Source organism: Burkholderia sp. BCC1993 (assembly GCF_905339865.1).
Lineage (GTDB): Bacteria > Pseudomonadota > Gammaproteobacteria > Burkholderiales > Burkholderiaceae > Burkholderia.
The window spans coordinates 215,861-236,767 of the sequence record NZ_CAJPGZ010000016.1 but is presented as its reverse complement, the minus strand read 5'-3'; the positions used below and the strand labels follow the sequence as shown (position 1 = coordinate 236,767).

Genomic DNA, 20,907 nt, shown 5'->3' with positions numbered 1-20,907 from the left:
CGTTCGACGGCGCCGACGAAGTCGTGACGATCGACGGCCTGCGCGTCGAGTACCCGAACGGCTTCGGCCTCGCGCGTTCGTCGAACACGACGCCGGTGGTCGTGCTGCGGTTCGAAGCGGAGACCAAGGAAGGGCTCGAGCGCATCCAGGCGGACTTCCGCCGCGTGCTGACGGCCGCGAAGCCGGACGTCGAGCTGCCGTTCTGAACGACGTGCGCACGCGTGTTGCCGACGCATCCGATACGCAGGGAGACAGGCCTCGTGCCGCGTCGGGCGCACGCGCGTGACACCACCCGTTGACAACACAACGAGTCGGTCGGGGCTTGCGCCCCGTTCGGCTTTTCATGGCGCCGGAGCAATTGGGAGGAAAGGGATGTCAGGCTATCGCGAATTGAAGGCGCAAGCCAATGAACTGATGAAACGCGCCGAGGAAGCGCGACAGGCCGAACTCGAGACCGTGCTGCAGGAGGTCCGTGCCCGTGTCGCCGAATATGGGTTGACCCCGAGACAGATATTCGGCCGTCAGGGCAGTACCAGAAGGGCGGCGCGAAAAACGCCTGCCGTTGCGCCGAAGTATCGCGATCCGAACACCGGGGCGACGTGGTCCGGTCGGGGACGCGAGCCGGCATGGATCAAGGGGAAGCGCCGCGAGCGCTTCCTGATCGAGCGCCAGGAGGGTTGAACGCGACATTGCGCGCTGCCCATAAAATGGAGGCGTCCGTCGGCCCGCGCTTCGCCACGACCCAGGCGACGCGCGGGCCGGCTCACCCGCGACCTCCAAGGCCACCATGGAAATCAAATGGATCGAGGATTTCCTCGCGCTCGCGCAATACCAGAGCTTTTCCCGCGCGGCTGAATTTCGCAACGTCACGCAATCGGGCTTCAGCCGCCGCATCCAGTCGCTCGAGCAGTGGATCGGCGCCGAGCTGATCGACCGCAGCAGCTTTCCGCCGGTGCTGACGCCGGCGGGGCGCCTGTTCCGCGAAACGGCCGAAGACGTCATCAGCCGCCTGTACGATACCCGCGCGATCATCCGCACCGAGCAGCGGATCGCCGGCAAGAGCCTGCAGATCGCCGCGGGCCACACGATCGCGCTGAGTTTCCTGCCGGCCTGGCTCAAGGCGCTCGCGCCGCATTTCGGCGAAGTGCGGGCGCGTGTCATTCCGACGAACGTCCACGACTCGATCCTGATGCTCGTCAACGGCAACTGCGAGCTGATGTTCGCGTATCACCATCCCGAGCTGCCGCTCCATCTCGACCCCGCGAAGTACGCGCACCTGACGGTGGGCCTCGACACGCTGATGCCGGCGTGCCGGCCGAACCGTCGATCGGCGCCCGCGTTTCGCCTGCCCGGAACGAAGCAGAATCCGCTGCCGCTGATTACCTACACGGAAACCAGCTACTTCGGCCGCTGTCTCGCGCTGCTGCTCGGCCGCGCCCCGGATGCGCCGGCCTTGCAGCTGCACTACGAGTCCGACATGGCCGAAGTGCTCAAGAAGCTCGTGATGGAAGGCGAGGGCGTCGCGTGGCTGCCCCGCAGCGCGATCGCCGCCGAACTGGCGGCCGGCGACCTCGTGCCGGCCGGCCCGGCGGCGTGGAACCTGGACGTCGAGCTGCGCGTGTATCGCGACGTGTCCAATCGCAGCGAATTCCTCGACACCCTCTGGCAGCATCTGCGCGCCGCGCCTGCCCGGCTCGGCTGAATCAGGGTTTTCCCGCGTTATGCGGCGCTCGCATACCGCCATGTTGCACCGGCATCACGGTTTTTTCGGCCGTCCCTACCATTCGTTCCAACGGCACATACGACGCATGACCGGCGTCGCGCGGCCTTCTTCGCAGCGCTCACCGCCTTCCGGCGGCGGGGTGCCACCCAAGGACGAATGGACTTGACGTCCTCCTCTCCCTAAAGGGAGATGATTCCCACACCTGGCGATGCACGTCCGCATCGGAGAATGTTCACAGCAGCGTTGGTATCTCGATCATGTTCGACACCACAGTCACTACAGGCCCACTCTCTTATTCTCAGTCCCGCGATACCTTTCGGCCGCGTCGTGCTGTCTTTCGACCCGCACGACGAACAGGACTGGGTAGAACCGCTTTCGTCGACTTCCTCGAACGTGGCTCCGTGCGCGATCGCTTTGTAGCGGAGCTTGTTTCGGAAGGACGACCAGGATGCGTCGTAGACGCTGTTCGCCATCCTGGTTTTGGCGAGTTTGACAGCCGACACGTTGCCGACCGCGATGTAATCGAAGCGCCGCACCAGATCAAGCGCGAGCTTGTGCTGGAAGTCGGCGCGGGCATTGGCCACCTTGGCGTGCAGCTTCGCGATATGTCGTTTGTGCTTTCGTGCTCGCTGCGCTTTCGCGAGCTTTTCCGCCGCGCGCCGGCCGAACCGGTCATTCGGCAGTTTCTCGCCGGTCGAAAGTGTGGCGAAGTCTTTCAGGCCGAGATCGATGCCGACGCCGGAACGGATCGGGCGGGCCTGCACATCGGGCATCTCGATCACGATGTTGAGAAACCAGTTGCCACGCGCATCCTGCGCAAAGTTGGTCCCGTCCTTGATCTTGCCTTCGGGAAGTGGCCGACTGTTGAACACGCGGAAGGTCTTCCCGGCTAGGCGAAACGCATCGCCTTCGCGCTTCAGGTCACGGCCTTTCAGCGGCACCCAGCCAAGAGACCTTTTGCCCCGATAGCGCAAGTAAGGTCGCCGGTGCTGACTGCGCGATTTCGCGTATTGCTCGCACGTCGCGTTGATCGTGCCGGAGTGGATGCCGAGCTCCTTGCTACTCCCCGTCGTCAGTACGTTCAGATCGAATCCCGTCGGCCACTTCTTGCCCCACTTGAGCGCGTGCTTCTGCGTGTCGTTGCAGAAGTTCCAGACGAAGTTCACCGCGCGGCTCTGCTCGTTAAGCAGTCCGTTGAGCGATTTCACCCGGTAGCGATAGACAAGGATCATGCCGGCCATTTTAACGGTGGAATGCCGCTGTCAAACAGCGGCGCTCCTTTCCTTCCCGTGCTGAAGGACGGGCTTTCTCGGAGCAACTGATGAAAAATCGCCTCACCCTCAGCATCGCAGTCGGCATGATCCTCGGTGTCGTCGCCGGTTATGCGTGCCACGCCAACATCACCGACCCGGCCACGCTCAAGACGATCGCCGGCTACTTCTCGATCGTCACAGCCAGTGGTTAAACCAACCCGGCGGCACAACGTACCGACCGGCATGTGTACCTGCTTCATGGCAGCACGCAGGCTAGCTGTGGCCGCTAACCGTGCCACCCGAGCCCTTCCAGCTCCCGCGTCGATGCTTGCAGGTGTCGCCTTCGCCTCGCGGCTCGGGCTAGGCCTTGCGGCCCCGGTCGTTGTCCTCGATGCTCCGCACCCCGCCGTTACCAGCGACGCACGATCGAGTAGGCTACTGCTGGCAGAACAGCAGGTCTCGTCCAATCACTATCAGCGAGACAGTTTCGATAGCGACCTTCAGGTCGCGCCTGTATGAATATACAGTATAGTATCCGTCGAACTCGAGCGGCGCGGGCATGACCCGTGCGGCACGTGCGCCGCGCTTGCGGGCATCCGCCGCTGCGTTCCGGCACCGTGATTCCGGCTAACTCATTCAGACGGGCAGGCAAATTGTCATCCAGCAATCTGATCCGCATTCGCGGAGCACGTCAGCACAACCTCAAGAACCTCGATCTCGACCTGCGCACCGGCGAAATGACGGTCGTCACCGGCCCGTCGGGCTCCGGCAAGTCGAGCCTCGTGTTCGACACGCTGTACGCGGAAGGCCAGCGGCGCTACGTCGAAACCTTCAGCGCATATGCGCGGCAGTTCCTCGACCGGATGGACCGCCCGCAGGTCGAGCGCGTCGACGGCGTGCCGCCCGCGATCGCGATCGACCAGACCAACCCGGTCCGCAGCTCGCGTTCGACCGTCGGCACGATGACCGAGCTCAACGATCACCTGAAGCTGCTGTACGCGCGCGCGGCCGAGCTGTTCGACCGCCAGACCGCACGGCAGGTGCGGCATGACACGCCGGAGACGATCTACGCGGAACTCGTCGAGCGCACGCGCGCCGGCGATCCGCGCGTCGTTGTCACGTTTCCGGTCGAGTTGCCGGAAAGCGTGTCCGACGAAGAAGTCGCGCAGTGGCTGTCGGCGAGCGGCTACACGCGCGTGCAGGCGCAGCGCGAAGTCGCGTCGCCCACCGGCCCGCGCAAGCTGCTCGATGTGGTGGCCGACCGCTTCCGCGTGCAGCAGGCCGACAAGGTGCGCGTGGTCGAGGCGATCGAGGCGTCGCTGAAGCGCGGCGGCGGCCGCGTGAACGTCTACGTGCTCGCGCCGGAAGCGGACAACGCGCTGGCCGAGCCGCAGGTGTGGCGTTTCTCCACCGGGCTGCACGATCCCGACAGCGACCTGCGCTACGCAGAGCCGCAGGCGGCGCTGTTCTCGTTCAACTCGGCCTACGGCGCGTGCGAGACCTGCCGCGGCTTCGGCCGCGTGATCGGCGTCGATCTCGGCCTGGTGATCCCCGACGCGCGCAAGACGCTGCGCGGCGGCGCGATCAAGCCGATGCAGACGCCCGCCTGGAAGGAGTGCCAGGACGACCTGATGCGCTACGCGGCGAAGGCGGACATCCGCCGCGACACGCCGTGGTCCGACCTGACCGACGCCGAGCGCGACTGGGTGATCAACGGCTCGCCGGACTGGAACGGCAAGTGGCAGAGCCAGTGGTACGGCGTGAAACGCTTCTTCGGCTATCTCGAATCGAAAGCGTACAAGATGCATATCCGCGTGCTGCTGTCGAAGTACCGCAGCTACACGCCGTGCGAGGTCTGCGGCGGCGCGCGCCTGAAGACGGAATCGCTGCAGTGGCGGCTCGGCTCGAAGGCGAACGCCGATGCGGTGCTCGCGCCCGCCGATCGCTTCATGCCGCGCGGCGTCGACTGGACGCGCGCGCAGCTCGAAGCGCTGCCGGGCCTGACGGTGCACGACCTGATGCTGCTGCCGATCGAGCGCATCCGCCGCTTCTTCGACGAAGTCAGCCTGCCGAGCGCGCTGCTCGACGATGCGCTGAAACTGCTGCTCGCCGAGGTGCGCACGCGCCTGAAATACCTGTGCGACGTGGGGCTCGGCTACCTGACGCTCGACCGGCAAAGCCGCACGCTGTCGGGCGGCGAGGTGCAGCGGATCAATCTGACCACCGCGCTCGGCACGTCGCTCACGAAAACGCTGTTCGTGCTCGACGAGCCGAGCATCGGGCTGCATCCGCGCGACCTCACGCGAATCGTCGAGGCGATGCAGCGGCTGCGCGACGCGGGCAATACGCTGGTGGTGGTCGAGCACGATCCGTCGGTGATGCTCGCGGCCGACCGGCTGATCGACATGGGCCCGGGCCCCGGCGAGCGCGGCGGCACGATCGTCTACGACGGTACGCCGGCCGACATCCGTGCCGCGCGCACGCTGACGGGCGAATATCTCGGCGGCCGCAAGCACGTCGCGCATGCGTCGAACTGGGCGCGCCGTCCGGTCGAAGCAAACACGCCGCGCATCGTGCTCGAAGGCGCGACCGAGCACAACCTGCGCGACGTGACGGTCGGGATTCCGCTGCAGCGGCTCGTGTGCGTGACGGGCGTGTCGGGCTCCGGCAAGTCGACGCTGCTGCAGGACGTGCTCTATCCGGCGATGGCGCGCCACCACGGCAAGGCGACCGAGTCGCCGGGCGCGTTCCGCACGCTCACGGGTGCCGACCAGGTCGGCGACGTCGTGTTCGTCGACCAGTCGCCGATCGGCAAGACCACGCGTTCGAACCCGGCCAGCTACGTCGGCGCGTTCGACGAGATCCGCAAGCTGTTCGCGAAGGCGCCGCTCGCGCTGCAGCGCGGCTACGGCGCCGGCACGTTCAGCTTCAACTCGGGCGACGGCCGTTGCCCGACCTGCGGCGGCTCGGGTTTCGAGCACATCGAGATGCAGTTCCTGAGCGACGTCTACCTGCGTTGCCCGGATTGCGACGGCAGCCGCTACCGCGCCGAGATTCTCGAAGTGCGCATCGAGCGCGACGGCCGCGCGCTGAACATCGCCGACGTGCTCGACCTGACCGTCAGCGAGGCGGCCGCGTTCTTCGCGACCGACGCCGAGGTGCTGCGCGTGCTGCAGCCGATCGTCGACGTCGGCCTCGAATACGTGAAGCTCGGCCAGCCGGTGCCGACGTTGTCGGGCGGCGAAGCGCAGCGGCTGAAGCTGGCCGGCTTCCTCGCCGAATCGGCGGCGGCGGCCGGCGGGCGCCGGATTGCCAGCGAAGAGGCGCGCATCGCGCGCACGAAGCTGTTCATGTTCGACGAGCCCACCACCGGGCTGCATTTCGACGATATCGCGAAGCTGATGCAGGCGTTCGGCAAGCTGCTCGCGGCCGGCCATTCGCTGATCGTGATCGAGCACAACCTCGACGTGATCCGCGCGGCCGACTGGCTGATCGATCTCGGCCCGGAAGGCGGCGATGGCGGCGGCCTCGTGCTGTGCGCGGGCACGCCCGACGACGTGAAGGCCTGCGCGCAATCGCACACCGGCGTCGCGCTGCTGCAGTACGACCGCGCGATGGACGGCGAAACCGCGCTCGCCGACGAAGGCGTGCCGCTGCAGGCCGTGCTGAACGCCGCGCGCGAACGCCGTGCAATCGAGGGCGAGGACGTCGTGCGGATCGTCAACGCGCGCGAGCACAACCTGAAGGCGCTCGACGTCGACATCCCGCACGGCAAGTTCAACGTGATCACCGGCGTGTCGGGCTCCGGCAAGTCGACGCTCGCGTTCGACATCCTGTTCCACGAAGGCCAGCGCCGCTACCTCGAATCGCTGAACGCGTATGCGCGCTCGATCGTGCAGCCGGCGGGGCGGCCGGAAGTGGACGCCGTGTACGGCATTCCGCCGACGGTGGCGATCGAGCAGCGGCTGTCGCGCGGCGGCCGCAAGAGCACGGTCGCGACCACGTCCGAAGTCTGGCACTTCCTGCGGCTGCTGTACGTGAAGCTCGGCCTGCAGCATTGCATCCACGACGGCACGCCCGTCACGTCGCAAACCGTCGAGTCGATCGCCGCGCAGCTGCTGCGCGACCATCGCGGCGAGCACGTCGGTTTTCTCGCGCCGCTCGTCGTCAACCGCAAGGGCGTGTATACCGATCTCGCGAAGTGGGCGAAGGCGCGCGGCAGCACGCATCTGCGCGTGGACGGCGAGTTCGTCACGGTCGATCCGTGGCCGAAGCTCGACCGCTTCCGCGAGCATACGATCGAGCTGCCGGTGGCCGACATCGTCGTGTCGCCGGACCACGAGGCCGAGCTGCGGCGCCTGCTCGACGAGACGCTCGAGCTCGGCAAGGGCGTGATGCACCTGCTCGCGCCGCTCGACGGGCTGCACCACGCGATGCAGAACGACCATTCGACCGCGCGCGTCGGCGAGGTCAAGGTGCTGTCGGTCAAGCGCGCGTGCCCGGTGTGCGGCACGAGCTACCCGGAACTCGACCCGCGGATGTTCTCGTACAACAGCAAGCACGGCTGGTGCACGACCTGCGTCGGCACCGGCGTCACGCTCACGCGTGAACAGCGCGCCGCGTACGACGACACGGTACTCGCCGGGGACGATCGCGGCCGCGAGCAGACGCTGCCGTCGGACGAGCAGGAACCGGAAGGCGTCGGCAACGAGCCGTGCCCGGATTGCAACGGCACGCGCCTGAACCCGTCCGCGCGTGCGGTCACGTTCGACGCGCATCCGATCGTCGAGGTCGCGCAGTGGACGGTGTCCGATACGCGCCGCTGGATCGACGCGCTGGAACTGACCGGCCGCGACGCGCAGATCGCGCGCGACATCGTCAGCGAGATCGGCAGCCGCCTCGCGTTCCTCGAGGAAGTCGGGCTCGGCTACCTGAGCCTCGATCGCGCGGCGCCGAGCCTGTCGGGCGGCGAAGCGCAGCGCATCCGGCTCGCGGCGCAGCTCGGCAGCAACCTGCAGGGCGTGTGCTACGTGCTCGACGAGCCGACCATCGGCCTGCATCCGCGCGACAATCAGATCCTGCTGGACGCGCTGCGCAAGCTCGGCGACAAGGGCAACACGCTCGTCGTCGTCGAGCACGACGAGGACACGATTCGGCGCGCCGATCACATCATCGACGTTGGCCCGGGCGCCGGCAAGCGCGGCGGCACGCTGGTCGCCGAAGGGGCGGTCGCGGATCTGGCCGCGCAGCCCGATTCGGTCACGGGCCGCCTGCTCGCGCAGCCGATGACGCACCCGCTGCAGCCGCGTCGTGCGGTGAGCCTGGCGGGCAAGAAGGGCGCGCCGGTGGTGCCGGAGGGCTGGCTGACCGTGCACGGCGCGACGCTGCACAACCTGCGTGACGTCACCGTCGGCATTCCACTCGCGCGGCTCGTCGCGGTGACGGGCGTCAGCGGCTCGGGCAAGTCGACGCTCGCGCGCGACGTGCTGATGACGAACCTGCTCGACGCGGTCGGCCGCTCGGTGCTGTCGTCGCCGGCCACGCGGCGCGCGCGCAAGGCTGCGCAGCAGGATGCGCCGGCCACGAACCGCCGCTCGAGCGTGCTCGCACGCAGCGCGCCGCGGCCGTCGCTGAACGTCACGCATGCGTGGCAGGGCTGCGCGTCGCTGAGCGGCTGGGAGCAGATCGACCGCGTGCTCGAAGTCGACCAGACGCCGATCGGCAAGACGCCGCGCTCGTGTCCGGCCACCTACATCGGCGTGTGGGACACGATCCGCAAGCTGTTCGCCGATACGCTGGAGGCGCGGGCGCGCGGCTACACGGCGTCGCGCTTCTCGTTCAACACCGGCGACGGGCGGTGCCCGGCCTGTGAAGGGCAGGGCGTGCGCACGATCGGGATGAGCTTCCTGCCCGACGTGAAGGTGCCGTGCGACGTGTGCCACGGGCAGCGCTTCAACCCGGAAACGCTCGCGGTCACGTGGCGCGGCCGGAACATCGGCGACGTGCTGACGATGGAGATCGACGAAGCGGTGGAATTTTTCGCGCCGATTTCGAACATCGCGCATCCGCTGCAGCTGATGAAGGACGTCGGCCTCGGCTACCTGACGCTCGGCCAGCCGTCGCCGACGCTGTCCGGCGGCGAGGCGCAGCGGATCAAGCTCGTGACCGAGCTCACGAAGGTGCGCGACGACATCACGCGGCGCGGCCAGAAGGCGCCGCACACGCTGTACGTGCTCGACGAGCCGACGGTCGGCCTGCACATGGCCGACGTCGCGAAGCTGATCCGCGTGCTGCACCGGCTGGTCGACGGCGGGCATAGCGTCGTCGTGATCGAACACGACCTCGACGTGATCGCGGAAGCCGACTGGATCATCGATCTCGGTCCGGAAGGCGGCGTGGGCGGCGGCACGATCGTCGCGGCGGCGCCGCCGGAAGGGCTCGCGCAGGTGAAGGCGAGCCATACCGGGCACGCGCTGAAGCCCGTGCTGGCGCGAACGGCGGCGCAAGATGGTGAAGCGGAGCGGCAGGGAGAAGCGCGGGTCGGTTGAATGCGGTGCTGCCGGTGAGCGGCCCCGGTGTCTGGGCAGGCACCGGGGCCGCTTTTGCATTCGTCCGTGCGATCAGCCGGTACGACATCCCGTCAACCGGGCGCACGGCATGAACACATGGCTGCCCCGGATAGCGTGGCGGGATGCGTCGCGGCTGCCGCACAACGCCGGTGACGCCCGTGATGCCCGTGATGCCGCCGCATCACGCGCGACAGGAACGGCTCGTCCGGGTCGAGCGGAAGACGGCGGCGCCCTCTCATTCTCCCTTGACGCCGATCGTCTCGATGATGGTCTCCAGCTGCGGGCTCATCGGCAGGTTGAGGCTCATGCCCGACGGAAGCGGGCGCAGGAACCAGCGCTTGTACTGGCGCGTGATCTCGCCGTCGACGGCCAGCTCCTCGAACGTGCTCTTCACGACCTGCGCGAGCTGCGGGTCGTCCTTGCGGAACATGATGCCGTACGGGTCGTATGACAGGAAGTCGCCGACCACGTCGTACTGGCCGCCCTTGCCCGCATTCACGGCAATCAGGCCGTACAGCAGCACGTCGTCCGTCGCGAACGCATCGGCGCGGCCATTCGCGACGAGCGCGAAGCCCTGCGCATGGTCCGGCACCACCTGCAGCTGGATCCCGAGCCTGAACCGTGCGTCCAGGTCGCGCAGCGCCTTCTCGTTGGTCGTGCCGGCCGTCACCGCGACCTGCTTGCCCGCGAGATCGCGGAACGAGCGGATCGGCGAGCCGCGTTTCACCATCACCTTCGTGCCGGCCACGAAGATGATCGGCGAGAACGCCACGCGCTTCTGGCGCTCCAGGTTGCTCGTCGTGGAGCCGCATTCCAGGTCGACCGTGCCGCTGACCACCGCGTCGATGCGGTTCTCGGACGTGACCGGCACCCAGCGGATCGTCAGGTTCCGGTTGACCGCATCCTCGATCGACGACACGAGCGCCTTGCAGAGCTCGATCGAATAGCCGATCGGCTGGTTGCGCGCGTTCAGATACGAGAACGGGATCGACGCGTCGCGATAGCCGAGCGCGATCGTGCCGCTGCTGCGCACCTTCGCGAGCGTGCCGGTCAGTCGGGCCGGCGCGAACGGCTCGACGCGCGGCGGCGTGGACGGCGCATCTTCCGCGCGCGCGGTTGCACCCGCGGCAAGCAGGCCCGCGAGCGCGAGCGCACGCCAGAATCGCTGCATCTTCATCGCCGGGCCTCCGTCAAACGTCCGTCGGATGCGCAATCGTCGCTTCCTGTTCCGCTTCGATGCGCGCCACGTTGGCTTCGGCTTCCGCTTCCGACATGAGCTGGTTTTCCCACTTCGCGACCACCGCGCTCGCAATCGAGTTGCCCACCGCATTGGTGGCCGAGCGGCCCATGTCGAGGAACGTATCGACGCCCAGAATCAGCAGCAGCCCGGCCTCCGGAAGCCCGAACTGGTGCAGCGTGGCGGCGATCACGACGAGCGATGCGCGCGGCACGCCGGCCATTCCCTTCGACGTGAGCATCAGGACCAGCAGCATCGTGATCTGCGTGCCGATCGACAGGTGGATGTTGTACGCCTGCGCGATGAACAGCGACGCGAACGTGCAGTACATCATCGAGCCGTCGAGGTTGAACGAATAGCCCATCGGCATCACGAAGCTCGAAATCCTGCGTCGCACGCCGAACCGGTCGAGCGCATCGAGGATCTTCGGATACGCGGCTTCGGAGCTGGCCGTCGCGAACGACAGCATGAACGCTTCCTTGATCAGCACCAGCAACTTGAATACGCGCGGCCCGAGGAACAACAGCCCGGCACAGACGAGCAATGTCCAGAGCAGGAACAGGCTGACATAGAAGTCGCCCATGAACACCGCGAACTTCAGCAGCACCGACAGCCCGTTGACCGCGACGGTGGCGGCCATCGCGGCCATCACCGCGAGCGGCGCGAGCTTCATCACGTAGCCGGTGATCTTGAGCATCACGTGCGACAGCTGGTCGATCGCGGCGACGAGGATCTTGCCGCGCTCGCCGAGCGCGGCGAGCGCGACGCCGAAGAACATCGAGAACACGACGATCTGCAGGATTTCGTTGTTGCTCATCGCCTCGGCGAACGACCTCGGCACCATGTGGCCGACGAAATCCTTGAGCGTGAACTTGGAGGTCGCGAGGTTCGCCGATGCGCCGATGTCCGGCAGCGGCAGGCCGAGGTTCTCGCCGGGCCGCAGCAGGTTCGCCATGAACAGCCCGAGCAGCAGCGAGATCAGCGACGCGGTGACGAACCAGCCGATCGATTTCGCGAACACGCGCCCGACCGATGCCGCGTCGCCCATGTGCGCGATGCCGACGACGAGCGTCGAGAACACCAGCGGGCCGATCACCATCTTGATCAGCCGCAGGAACACGTCGGACACGAGCGAGATGTATCCGGCGATTTCGGTGGTGGCCTTTTTGTCGGGAAAGCTCGTGAAGATCATGTAGCCGATCAGGATGCCTGCCACCATCGCGACCAGGATCCAGACGGCTGCAGCATTTTTTTTCTGCATCGTGAGCCTCCCATGCACCGGTTCCGCAACCGGGGATGGAAGGACAATACAGGACCCGAACGGCGATGAACAGTGCAACCGGGGGCGGGTTTGTGCTAGCGCCGTGTCGCGACCGATCACGCGACGGCGATTGCGCCGGTGGCGCTTCGTGCCCGCGGCCGGTGCAACCCGATACGGGTCGCCAGCACGTAAGGCACGTAAGGTACGTAAAAGTGGTTCAGTTCAATCCCGGATGCGCAAAACGTGATCGCGGACACGCGTCGATAGCATCGAGCCGCGCTTGAGCAGGAAGTCCATCAGCAGCTGCGGATAGTCGGCCCGGACCGCTGCGCGCACGGACGGCCGTTCGGCGAGCCGTTGCCGCCATGCAGTGACCTTGGGCAGGCCCGCGAAGAACCCGAAGTCGTCGATCTGCTCGAACACGTCGAAGTAGCGAAACACCGGCCCGAATGCCGCGTCCACGATGCTGAAGTGCGCGCCGCCAAAATACGGGCCGGCGCCGAGCGTGTCTTCGAGCTGCTCGAATCGTGCGCGGATGTCACGGGTTGTCGCGGCCAGCGCCGTTTCGTCCGCAGCCGTGTAGAACCCCCACACGGCGTTCAGCAGTGCCGATGCGAACTCGACCCAGGCGCGATGCCGCGCCCGCTCGAGCGGCGCATCGGGATGCAGCCGCGGCGCGAGCGTCTCGTCGAGGTAGTCGCAGATCACGGCCGATTCGAAGATGGGCGTGCCATCGACGACCAGCACAGGGGTCTTGCCGAGCGGGGAAATCCTGCGAAACCAGTCCGGCTTGTTGCCCAGGTCGACGTCCGTCCGTTCGAACGGCACGCCTTTTTCGGTCAGCACGATGACTGCGCGCTGGACGTACGGGCAAAGCACGTGGCTGACGAGGTGGTATTGGGGCGTGCTCATGTCGTCGTCTCGCCGTGGCAGGCCACGTCAGGCGCGAAGCGCTGGCTGCGCCGGCCCAATGCCACGCGGAGCGGCAACGCGCCATAGGCGGCGGCATTGTCACTCGTCGAAATCGATTGATTCATATCGGCACCCGTTGGGAGAGTTGGCAAGGCGGCACCGAATTTGACATTGCGGAAGTGCTTGAGAAATACGCATGATTACAATGAAGGATTGCAGAAATGCAATGCACGGGGGATAACCGGATGTCGTACAAGCTCAGCGCAGCAGACCTCGAAACGATACTGGCGCTGTCCCGCTCGGGCACGCTGGTTCAGGCGGGCGAGCGACTGGACGTGGATGCGTCGACCGTGTTTCGCAACCTCAGGCGGATCGAGCGCGGCCTGCAGCAGCAGTTGTTCGAACGGACCCGCTCGGGCTATCGCGCGAAGGACATCGCGCTGGCGCTGGCCGAACACGCGGAGCAAGTGGAAGTGCAGGTCGAATCGGCCCGCTCGATCGCGCAACAAGCGCCCGAGCAAGTGGCGGGCACCGTGCGCATCACCACTACCGACACGATTCTGCACGGGCTGGTCGGGCCGGCGCTGAAGCAGCTGGAAGCCCTCCACCCGCGGCTTGCGTACGAGCTGAACACCGGCAACGAGATCGCCGACCTGGGGCGCCGCGATGCCGATATCGCGGTGCGTGCGACCAGGCAGCCACCGGAATATCTCGTGGGCAAGCATGTCGGGTCGATCGACGTGGCGCTTTTCGCGTCGAGGCACGACGCCGCCGCACGCTGCTATGAAGACGTCACGGCGGGCAAGGCACGCTGGATCGCGCCGGACGACGCGCTGCCGGGCCACCCGTCGGTCATCTGGCGCAAACGTCATTTCAGGAAAGTGGTGCCGCACTACAAGGTCAACAGCATCCTGACCGTGATGGAGCTGGTCGCCCTGGGCATGGGCGTCGGCATACTGCCGACGTTTCTGACACGCGGCCGCTCCGATCTCGTGCAATTGACCGATGTCCTGCCCGACTGTCAGACCGAGCTGTGGGTGCTGACCCACCGGGAGTCGCGACATCTGCTGCGGGTCTCGACCGTATTCAAATATCTGTCGACGACGCTGAAGATCTGACCCTGTGCGTCGGTGCGCACCGATGCGGGCGCATCGCGCCATGGGCCCGCCGGGTCGTTCGGGACCCTAATCATGCGCACCGGGGTCCAGCAGGCTCGTGCTGAAATCGCACGCCTGAACCGCCAGCCGGACGATCTCGGCGGTCAGCGAATGGGCGCGTTCCGCACGATGCAGCGCGACGTAGCGCACCGGCGGCAGCGCCGGCCGCGTGCGCACGATCTCCAGCGCCGCGCACGTGACCAGGTGCGCGACGCATGCCTTCGGCAGATAGCTGACGCCGAGCCCCGACAGCGTGAGGCCGATCTGCGCGATCAGGCTGTTGCTCGACAGCACGCGCTGCATCGCGACGCCATGTTCCTGCAGAAAGCGCGTGTACAGATGCCCCGTGCCCGACAGGGTCCCTTGCAGGATCAGCGGAAACTGCGCGACGTCCGTCAATGAAATCGCCGTCTTGCGCTTCGGCATGAACCCGGCCGCGCACATCCACGCATTGTCGACTTCGCCGACCACCGTCGCCGCGAACGATTCCGTCGCATGAATCTGCGGGACGACGATCAGGTCGATCGTGTCGGCCGCGAGACGATCGCGCAGCACCGCGGTCAGGTCCACCTCCGCCTCGACGTGCACGCGCGGATAGGCGGCCTGGATCGCCGCGATCAGGCGCGGCAGCCAGGTCAGCGCGGTCAGTTCGGTCACGCCGATCCGGACATGCCGCACCAGCGCTTCCTTCGAACTCATCCGCTCGACGACGCGGTCGCGCTGCTCGAGCAACGCCTTCGCGTGATCGAACAGTTCGGCGCCCTTGTCGGTGAGCCGGGCGCTGCGATGCGCGCGGTCGAACACCGTCAGGTCGAACGTGCGTTCGAGTTCCTGTATCCGTTTCGACACGGCCGATTGCGTCGTGTTGAGGCGTGTCGCCGCCGCGTCGAAGGAGCCGAGTCGCACGATCCAGTACAGCGCTTCCATCTGCTTGAACGTGAGCATCGCCGGGTACTCGATAGATGAGGAAAAGCGATATTTTCGCATATCAAAAAATCGCTTTTTTTACCTATTTCGGCTGCTTAAGGTTCTCCCGTCGCGTTGTTCGACGAGCGCGTTCGTCAGACAACGCGCCGCATCGTATCCAGCGTTCGACCGCCCCCCTTATTTGGAGACAGCATGGACACCGTCATTGAATCCCCGCCCGTCCCGGACGCAGCGCGCAAGCCGCGCATCGGCCTCGCGTGGCAGATCGTCATCGGGCTCGTCGTCGGCATCGCGACCGGGCTCGTGTTGAACCGGTTTCCGCAATTGCGCGACACGGCCGTGTCCGGGTTGCTGCAGCCGGCCGGCGACATCTTCATCAAGCTCGTGCGGATGATCGTCGTGCCGATCGTGTTCACGAGCATGGTGATCGGCATCGCGGGCGTCGGCGACGGCAAGTCGCTCGGCCGCATCGGCCTGAAGACGCTGCTCTATTTCGAGGTGGTCACGACGATCGCGATCGTGCTCGGGCTCGTGATCGGCAACGTGCTGCAGCCGGGCGTCGGAACCGACCTGTCGCAACTCGCGCACACGGACATTTCCCGCTACCAGCAAGCCACCCAACAGGTGCAGCAGGCGCATCACGGGCTGATGGCGCTGGTGCTCGGCATCATCCCGGACAACATCGTCGCGTCGATGGCGAAGGGCGACCTGCTGCCGGTGATCTTCTTCTCGCTGCTGTTCGGGCTCGGCCTGCAGACCGTGCCGGAAGAACACCGCAAGCCGGTGCTCGCGATGCTCAAGGGCGTCGCCGATGCGATGTTCAAGGTGACGAACATGGTGATGCGCTATGCGCCCGTCGGCGTGTGCGCGTTGATCGCGGTGACGGTCGCGAGCTTCGGCTTCGGGTCGCTGCTGCCGCTGCTGAAGCTGGTCGCCGTGACTTACTTCGCAATCCTGCTGTTCGCGATCGTCGTGCTCGGCCTGACCGCGCGGCTGTTCGGGTTCCGCATCCTCACGCTGCTGCGCGTGATCAAGGACGAGCTGATCATCGCGTTCTCGAGCTGCAGTTCGGCGACCGTGCTGCCGCAGCTGATGAAGAAGATGGAGGACTACGGCGTGCCGAAGAGCATCACGACCTTCGTGGTGCCGACCGGCTACACGTTCAACCTCGACGGCGCGTCGATCTATCTCGGCATCGGCACGCTGTTCGTCGCGCAGCTGTATGGCGTGCATCTCGGCTGGCAGCAACAGATCATGCTGACGCTGACCATGGTCGTCACGTCGAAGGGCGCCGCGGGCGTGCCCGGCTTCATGTTCGTGATCATGCTCGCCACGCTCGCGAGCGCGGGACTGCCGCTCGAAGGGCTGGCGTTCATCGCCGGCGTGGACCGGATCATGGACATGGGGCGCACCGCGCTGAACCTCGTCGGCAACGCGCTCGCGCCGCTCGTCATCGCGAAATGGGAAGGCCAGTACGACGCGGCCAAGGGCCGTGCATACCTCGAATCGCTGCACGGCTGAACGCCGCCATGCATGCATCGCACAACATTCTGAAGCAAACAGGAGCATCGAAGATGAGCAGTCCCCGCGGAGCACTTTTTCCCGACGCGTTGATGCAGCAGGTCAAGGCGCGCTTTCATCATGTCGATCACGATATCGACGGCCGCGCGCGGCTGTTCTTCGACAACGCGGGCGGATCGTTCCGGCTGAAGGCCGCGGTCGACGCATACGCGCGGATCGATGCGCTGCCCGACTGCCCGGAGCGCATCCACGAGCGTGCGCTCGATCTCCAGGCGATCCAGTCGCGCGGCGAGGACGACGTTCGCACGATCCTGAACGCGCGCGACGGCACCGTGTATGCGTCGCTGACGGCGTCGGGCGCGATGTTCGACATGGTGCGCGCGATCATGGAGAACGTGCCGGGCACCAATGCGGTGACGACCGTGCTCGAGCATCCGTCGTCGTACGATGCGATGACGTATTACGCGGAACGCACCGGCAAGACGCTGCGCATCGCGCCGAGCAATCCGCAGACCGGCGGCGTGGACGTCGATGCGATCGTGTCGCTGGTCGACGCCGATACCGCGCTGCTCAGCGTGATGTTCGCGTCGAACATCTCCGGCGCGAAATTCGACATCGAGACGATCGTCGCGCGTGCGCGGGAGAAGAAGCCGGACCTGTTCATCGTCGTCGATGCGGTCCAGCATGCGCCGCACGGCATCATCGACGTGCAGCGCATGCCGGTCGACGGCATCAACTTCGCGCCGTACAAGTTCTTCGGTTGCCGCGGGTCGGGCATCGCGTGGCTGTCGCCGCGCGCGGCCGCGTTGCCGCATCACCGGCTTGCCGCGAAGGAGCACGGCGTATGGGAACTGGGCAGCCCGGCGCCCGCGCAATTCGCGGTCGTGACGGCGATCGTCGATTACGTGAGCTGGATCGGCCGGTATTTCCGCGATTCGGACGATCGGCGCACGCTGTTCGTCGAGGGCATGCACCGGATCGAACGGCATGAGCGTGCGCTGCTGGCCGCGTTGCTCGACGGGTGTGAGGGTCGTCGCGGGCTGCGGTCGATCGACGGTGTCGAGGTCTACTGGGATCACGACGACCTGACGGAGCGCGACCTGATCGTCGGGATCGGCTTCGCGAACCTCGAACCGACGCAGGCGGTGCGGGAATACGAAAAGCATGGCGTGATCGTCTATGAGCGCGTTGCGTCGAGCCTGTATTCGGGGCGGATGCTGAAATCGTTCGGGCTCGGCGGCGCGGTGCGGATATCGCCGCTCCATTGCCATGCGCCCGACGATATCGCGCGATTCCTGGCGATTACCGCCACGCTGGCAGCGAACTGCTGATCGACGACACGGCCCGGATCATCCGGGCCGTGTCGCATGCCGCGCCGGAAAACGCGCGGCGCAATAGGTTCGGGCTATGACCGGCAGAGTCAATGGATAGTTGTCGCCGGCCGGGTTTGCGCGTGTAATGGCCTGCGAAACCGGATGATGCCAACGACTCGATGGAGGAGCAGCGCGTGAAGATCGTCGTAGCAGTGAAAAGAGTGGTCGATTACAACGTGAAGGTGCGCGTGAAGTCGGACAACACGGGCGTCGACATCGCGAACGTGAAGATGTCGATGAACCCGTTCGACGAAATCGCGGTGGAAGAAGCGGTGCGGCTGAAGGAAGCGGGTGTCGCGACCGAAGTGATCGCGGTGTCGGTCGGCGTCGCGCAAGCGCAGGAAACGCTGCGTACGGCGCTGGCGATCGGCGCGGATCGCGCGATCCTCGTCGAGTCGAATGACAGCGTCGAGCCGCTGGCCGTCGCGAAGATCCTGAAGGCGCTGGTCGACAAGGAACAGCCGCAACTCGTGATCCTGGGCAAGCAGGCGATCGACGACGATTCGAACCAGACGGGCCAGATGCTGGCTGCGCTGGCTGGCCTGCCGCAAGCGACGTTCGCGTCCAAGGTGACGATCGCCGACGGCCGTGCCACGGTGGCCCGTGAAGTAGACGGCGGCGCGGAAACGCTGTCGCTGTCGCTGCCGGCGGTCGTGACGACCGACCTGCGCCTGAACGAGCCGCGCTACGTGACGCTGCCGAACATCATGAAGGCGAAGAAGAAGCCGCTGGAAACGGTGAAGCCGGAAGACCTGGGCGTGGACGTCGCGCCGCGTCTGAAGACGCTGAAGGTGGCCGAGCCGCCGAAGCGCGCGGCCGGCGTGAAGGTGCCGGACGTGAAGACGCTGGTCGAGAAGCTGAAGACCGAAGCCAAGGTGCTGTAAGAGGGAGCGGAAAGAAATGACGATTCTGGTGATTGCAGAACACGACAACGCGTCGATCAAGGCCGCGACGCTGAATACGGTGGCAGCGGCGGCGAAGATCGGTGGCGACATCCACGTGCTGGTCGCGGGCCACAACGCGCAAGCGGCAGCCGATGCAGCAGCGAAGATCGCAGGTGTGTCGAAGGTGTTGCTGGCCGATGCGCCGCAACTCGAAGCGGGCCTTGCGGAAAACGTCGAGGCGACCGCGCTGAACATCGCGAAGGACTATTCGCACATCCTCGCGCCGGCGACTGCGTACGGCAAGAACATCGCACCGCGCATCGCCGCGAAGCTGGACGTCGCACAGATCTCGGACATCACGGCTGTTGACAGTGCTGACACGTTCGAGCGCCCGATCTACGCGGGCAACGCGATCGCGACGGTGCAGTCGAGTGACCCGATCAAGGTCATCACGGTGCGTGCGACAGGTTTCGATCCGGTGGCAGCGGAAGGCGGCAGCGCAGCGGTCGAGAAGATCGAAGCGGCGGCCGATACAGGCAAGTCGCAGTTCGTGAGCCGTGAAGTGACGAAGCTCGACCGTCCGGAACTGACGTCGGCGAGCATCATCGTGTCGGGCGGCCGTGGTCTGGGCAGCGGCGAGAACTACACGAAGGTGCTGGAGCCGCTGGCCGACAAGCTGAGCGCCGCACTCGGCGCATCGCGCGCGGCAGTCGATGCCGGCTACGTGCCGAACGATTATCAGGTCGGTCAGACCGGCAAGATCGTCGCACCGCAGCTGTACATCGCGGTCGGCATCTCGGGTGCGATCCAGCACCTGGCCGGCATGAAGGATTCGAAGGTGATCGTCGCGATCAACAAGGATCCCGACGCGCCGATCTTCAGCGTGGCCGACTACGGTCTCGTCGGCGATCTGTTCGAACGGGTTCCGGAGGTGGTCGATGCCGTCTGATGCCGCGATGCGCGCCGGCGGTGGCCGCGTGGCGCCGGCCCGGTCGTATTTGTTCGTGCCGGGGAGCAAGCCGGAGCGTTTCGACAAGGCGCTCGCAAGCGGCGCCGATGCGATCATCATCGATCTGGAGGATGCTGTCGAACCGGAGGCGAAAGTGGCAGCGCGCGATGCGATCGCGGCGTGGGTTTCGCCCGAGCATCCGGTGCTCGTGCGGATCAACGCGCGGAACACGCGGTGGTTCGAGGCCGATGCCGCGCTCGGCGCGTTGAAGGGCGTGGCCGGTATCGTGCTGCCGAAGGCCGAGCATGCCGACGACGTGTGCGCGGCCGTTGCGCTCGCGCGCCGGCGTGTGCCGGTCTATCCGTTGATCGAAAGCGCACGCGGCATGTGGAACGCGCTCGATGTTGCGAAAGCGCCGTACGTCGAGCGGTTGATGTTCGGCACGCTCGATTTCATCGCGGACATGGGCATGTCGGACGATGGCGTTTCGCTCAATCACTTCCGCTCGCAGCTCGCACTGATCTCGCGGGTGGCCGGGATCGAATCGCCGGTCGACGGCGTGACGCCGGATATCGATGACGGCGAGCGTATCGCGCGCGATGCATTCAATGGCAAGCAGCTGGGATTCGGCGCGAAGCTGTGCATCCATCCGAAGCAGATCGGCTTCGTGCACCAGTGCTTTCGACCGAGCGACGACGAAGCGCGCTGGGCGCGGCGGGTGCTCGATGCGATGCGCGATTCGAACGGCGGCGTGGTGACGGTCGACGGGAAGATGGTCGATCGACCGGTGCTGTTGCGCGCCGAGCGGATCGCCGCGCTGGCTGCAGCCGTCAACGCCGGATCGAACGCCGCCGCCGGCGAATGATCGGCGGCATGCGTTGCGCAGCCACGGCTGTCCAATATCGTCGGATCAATGAATGGATGCGTGCATGCCTCGGCGGCGCGCACCAGGCAGAGGTGCTTCTGTATTCGGTCGAGTTCCGGAAGATGGTGGACATGCAAAAGTCCGGTCGCCGGGAAGATGCTCGTCGACGACAGTGATCGGCGTGATCTTCATCTGGTCGACTCGCCACGTCGAAAGCGTCTCGATGAACGAGGGCACGACGGCATGGGATGAGCCGTGATCACGGTGCGACAAGGC

General features: G+C 66.1%; 15 protein-coding genes and 2 pseudogenes. 11 read left to right on the top strand and 6 right to left on the bottom strand.

Annotation, left to right across the window (positions count from 1 at the left end):
- The 3 genes and pseudogenes from U4Y91_RS26570 to U4Y91_RS26560 form a co-directional block, all read left to right on the top strand.
- Positions 1-206: pseudogene (locus U4Y91_RS26570) on the top strand (phosphomannomutase/phosphoglucomutase); the annotation flags it as partial.
- Positions 207-372: 166 nt separating this feature from the next.
- Positions 373-681, top strand: coding sequence for an H-NS histone family protein (locus U4Y91_RS26565; RefSeq protein WP_321807575.1), 309 nt, complete (start codon positions 373-375; stop codon positions 679-681).
- 106 nt (positions 682-787) lie between these two features.
- The gene (locus U4Y91_RS26560) at positions 788-1,702 is read left to right on the top strand and encodes a LysR substrate-binding domain-containing protein (protein WP_321807574.1); all 915 of its coding nucleotides are present in this window, start codon (positions 788-790) and stop codon (positions 1,700-1,702) included.
- A 200-nt stretch (positions 1,703-1,902) separates the two neighbouring features.
- Here U4Y91_RS26560 and U4Y91_RS26555 read toward each other — a convergent pair whose 3' ends face one another.
- A complete protein-coding gene (locus U4Y91_RS26555; RefSeq protein WP_321807590.1) occupies positions 1,903-2,955 on the bottom strand; it encodes a transposase in 1,053 nt (350 codons plus the stop codon).
- Between the two features lie 89 nt (positions 2,956-3,044).
- On the opposite strand from U4Y91_RS26555, the pseudogene U4Y91_RS26550 reads away from it, so the two are divergent.
- Positions 3,045-3,176, top strand: a pseudogene (locus U4Y91_RS26550) (dicarboxylate/amino acid:cation symporter); the annotation flags it as partial.
- Between the two features lie 453 nt (positions 3,177-3,629).
- Complete coding sequence (uvrA, locus tag U4Y91_RS26545) at positions 3,630-9,524, top strand: excinuclease ABC subunit UvrA (protein ID WP_321807573.1); 5,895 nt, start codon at positions 3,630-3,632, stop codon at positions 9,522-9,524.
- A 256-nt stretch (positions 9,525-9,780) separates the two neighbouring features.
- On the opposite strand, the gene U4Y91_RS26540 is transcribed toward uvrA, so the two are convergent.
- The 4 genes from U4Y91_RS26540 to U4Y91_RS26525 form a co-directional block, all read right to left on the bottom strand.
- Positions 9,781-10,722 (bottom strand): amino acid ABC transporter substrate-binding protein, encoded by a 942-nt coding sequence (locus tag U4Y91_RS26540; RefSeq protein ID WP_321807572.1) that lies wholly within the window; start codon positions 10,720-10,722, stop codon positions 9,781-9,783.
- 13 nt (positions 10,723-10,735) lie between these two features.
- A complete protein-coding gene (locus tag U4Y91_RS26535) occupies positions 10,736-12,043 on the bottom strand; it encodes a dicarboxylate/amino acid:cation symporter (protein WP_321807571.1) in 1,308 nt (435 codons plus the stop codon).
- Between the two features lie 222 nt (positions 12,044-12,265).
- Complete coding sequence (locus U4Y91_RS26530; RefSeq protein WP_321807570.1) at positions 12,266-12,955, bottom strand: glutathione S-transferase family protein; 690 nt, start codon at positions 12,953-12,955, stop codon at positions 12,266-12,268.
- On the bottom strand, positions 12,952-13,080 hold the full coding sequence (locus U4Y91_RS26525) for a hypothetical protein (protein ID WP_321807569.1): 129 nt from the start codon (positions 13,078-13,080) through the stop codon (positions 12,952-12,954). Before U4Y91_RS26525 ends, U4Y91_RS26530 begins: the two co-directional genes overlap by 4 nt.
- A gap of 120 nt (positions 13,081-13,200) precedes the next feature.
- On the opposite strand from U4Y91_RS26525, the gene U4Y91_RS26520 reads away from it, so the two are divergent.
- Complete coding sequence (locus U4Y91_RS26520) at positions 13,201-14,073, top strand: LysR family transcriptional regulator (protein WP_321807568.1); 873 nt, start codon at positions 13,201-13,203, stop codon at positions 14,071-14,073.
- A 66-nt stretch (positions 14,074-14,139) separates the two neighbouring features.
- Here the strand turns inward: U4Y91_RS26520 and U4Y91_RS26515 are convergent, their stop codons facing one another.
- Positions 14,140-15,057, bottom strand: coding sequence for a LysR family transcriptional regulator (locus U4Y91_RS26515; RefSeq protein WP_321807567.1), 918 nt, complete (start codon positions 15,055-15,057; stop codon positions 14,140-14,142).
- Positions 15,058-15,231: 174 nt separating this feature from the next.
- Between U4Y91_RS26515 and gltP the strand changes: the two genes are divergently transcribed.
- From gltP to U4Y91_RS26490, 5 genes are all read left to right on the top strand, one after another.
- The gene (gltP, locus tag U4Y91_RS26510; RefSeq protein WP_321807566.1) at positions 15,232-16,560 is read left to right on the top strand and encodes a glutamate/aspartate:proton symporter GltP; all 1,329 of its coding nucleotides are present in this window, start codon (positions 15,232-15,234) and stop codon (positions 16,558-16,560) included.
- Between the two features lie 53 nt (positions 16,561-16,613).
- Positions 16,614-17,891, top strand: a complete 1,278-nt coding sequence (locus U4Y91_RS26505; protein WP_321807565.1) for an aminotransferase class V-fold PLP-dependent enzyme — start codon at positions 16,614-16,616, stop codon at positions 17,889-17,891.
- Between the two features lie 176 nt (positions 17,892-18,067).
- Entirely contained in the window at positions 18,068-18,817 is a 750-nt protein-coding gene (locus tag U4Y91_RS26500) for an electron transfer flavoprotein subunit beta/FixA family protein (RefSeq protein ID WP_321807564.1), read from the top strand.
- 16 nt (positions 18,818-18,833) lie between these two features.
- On the top strand, positions 18,834-19,766 hold the full coding sequence (locus U4Y91_RS26495) for an electron transfer flavoprotein subunit alpha/FixB family protein (protein WP_321807563.1): 933 nt from the start codon (positions 18,834-18,836) through the stop codon (positions 19,764-19,766).
- A complete protein-coding gene (locus U4Y91_RS26490; RefSeq protein WP_321807562.1) occupies positions 19,756-20,631 on the top strand; it encodes a CoA ester lyase in 876 nt (291 codons plus the stop codon). The genes U4Y91_RS26495 and U4Y91_RS26490 overlap by 11 nt, the downstream gene beginning before the upstream one ends.
- Positions 20,632-20,907 lie beyond the last annotated feature (276 nt).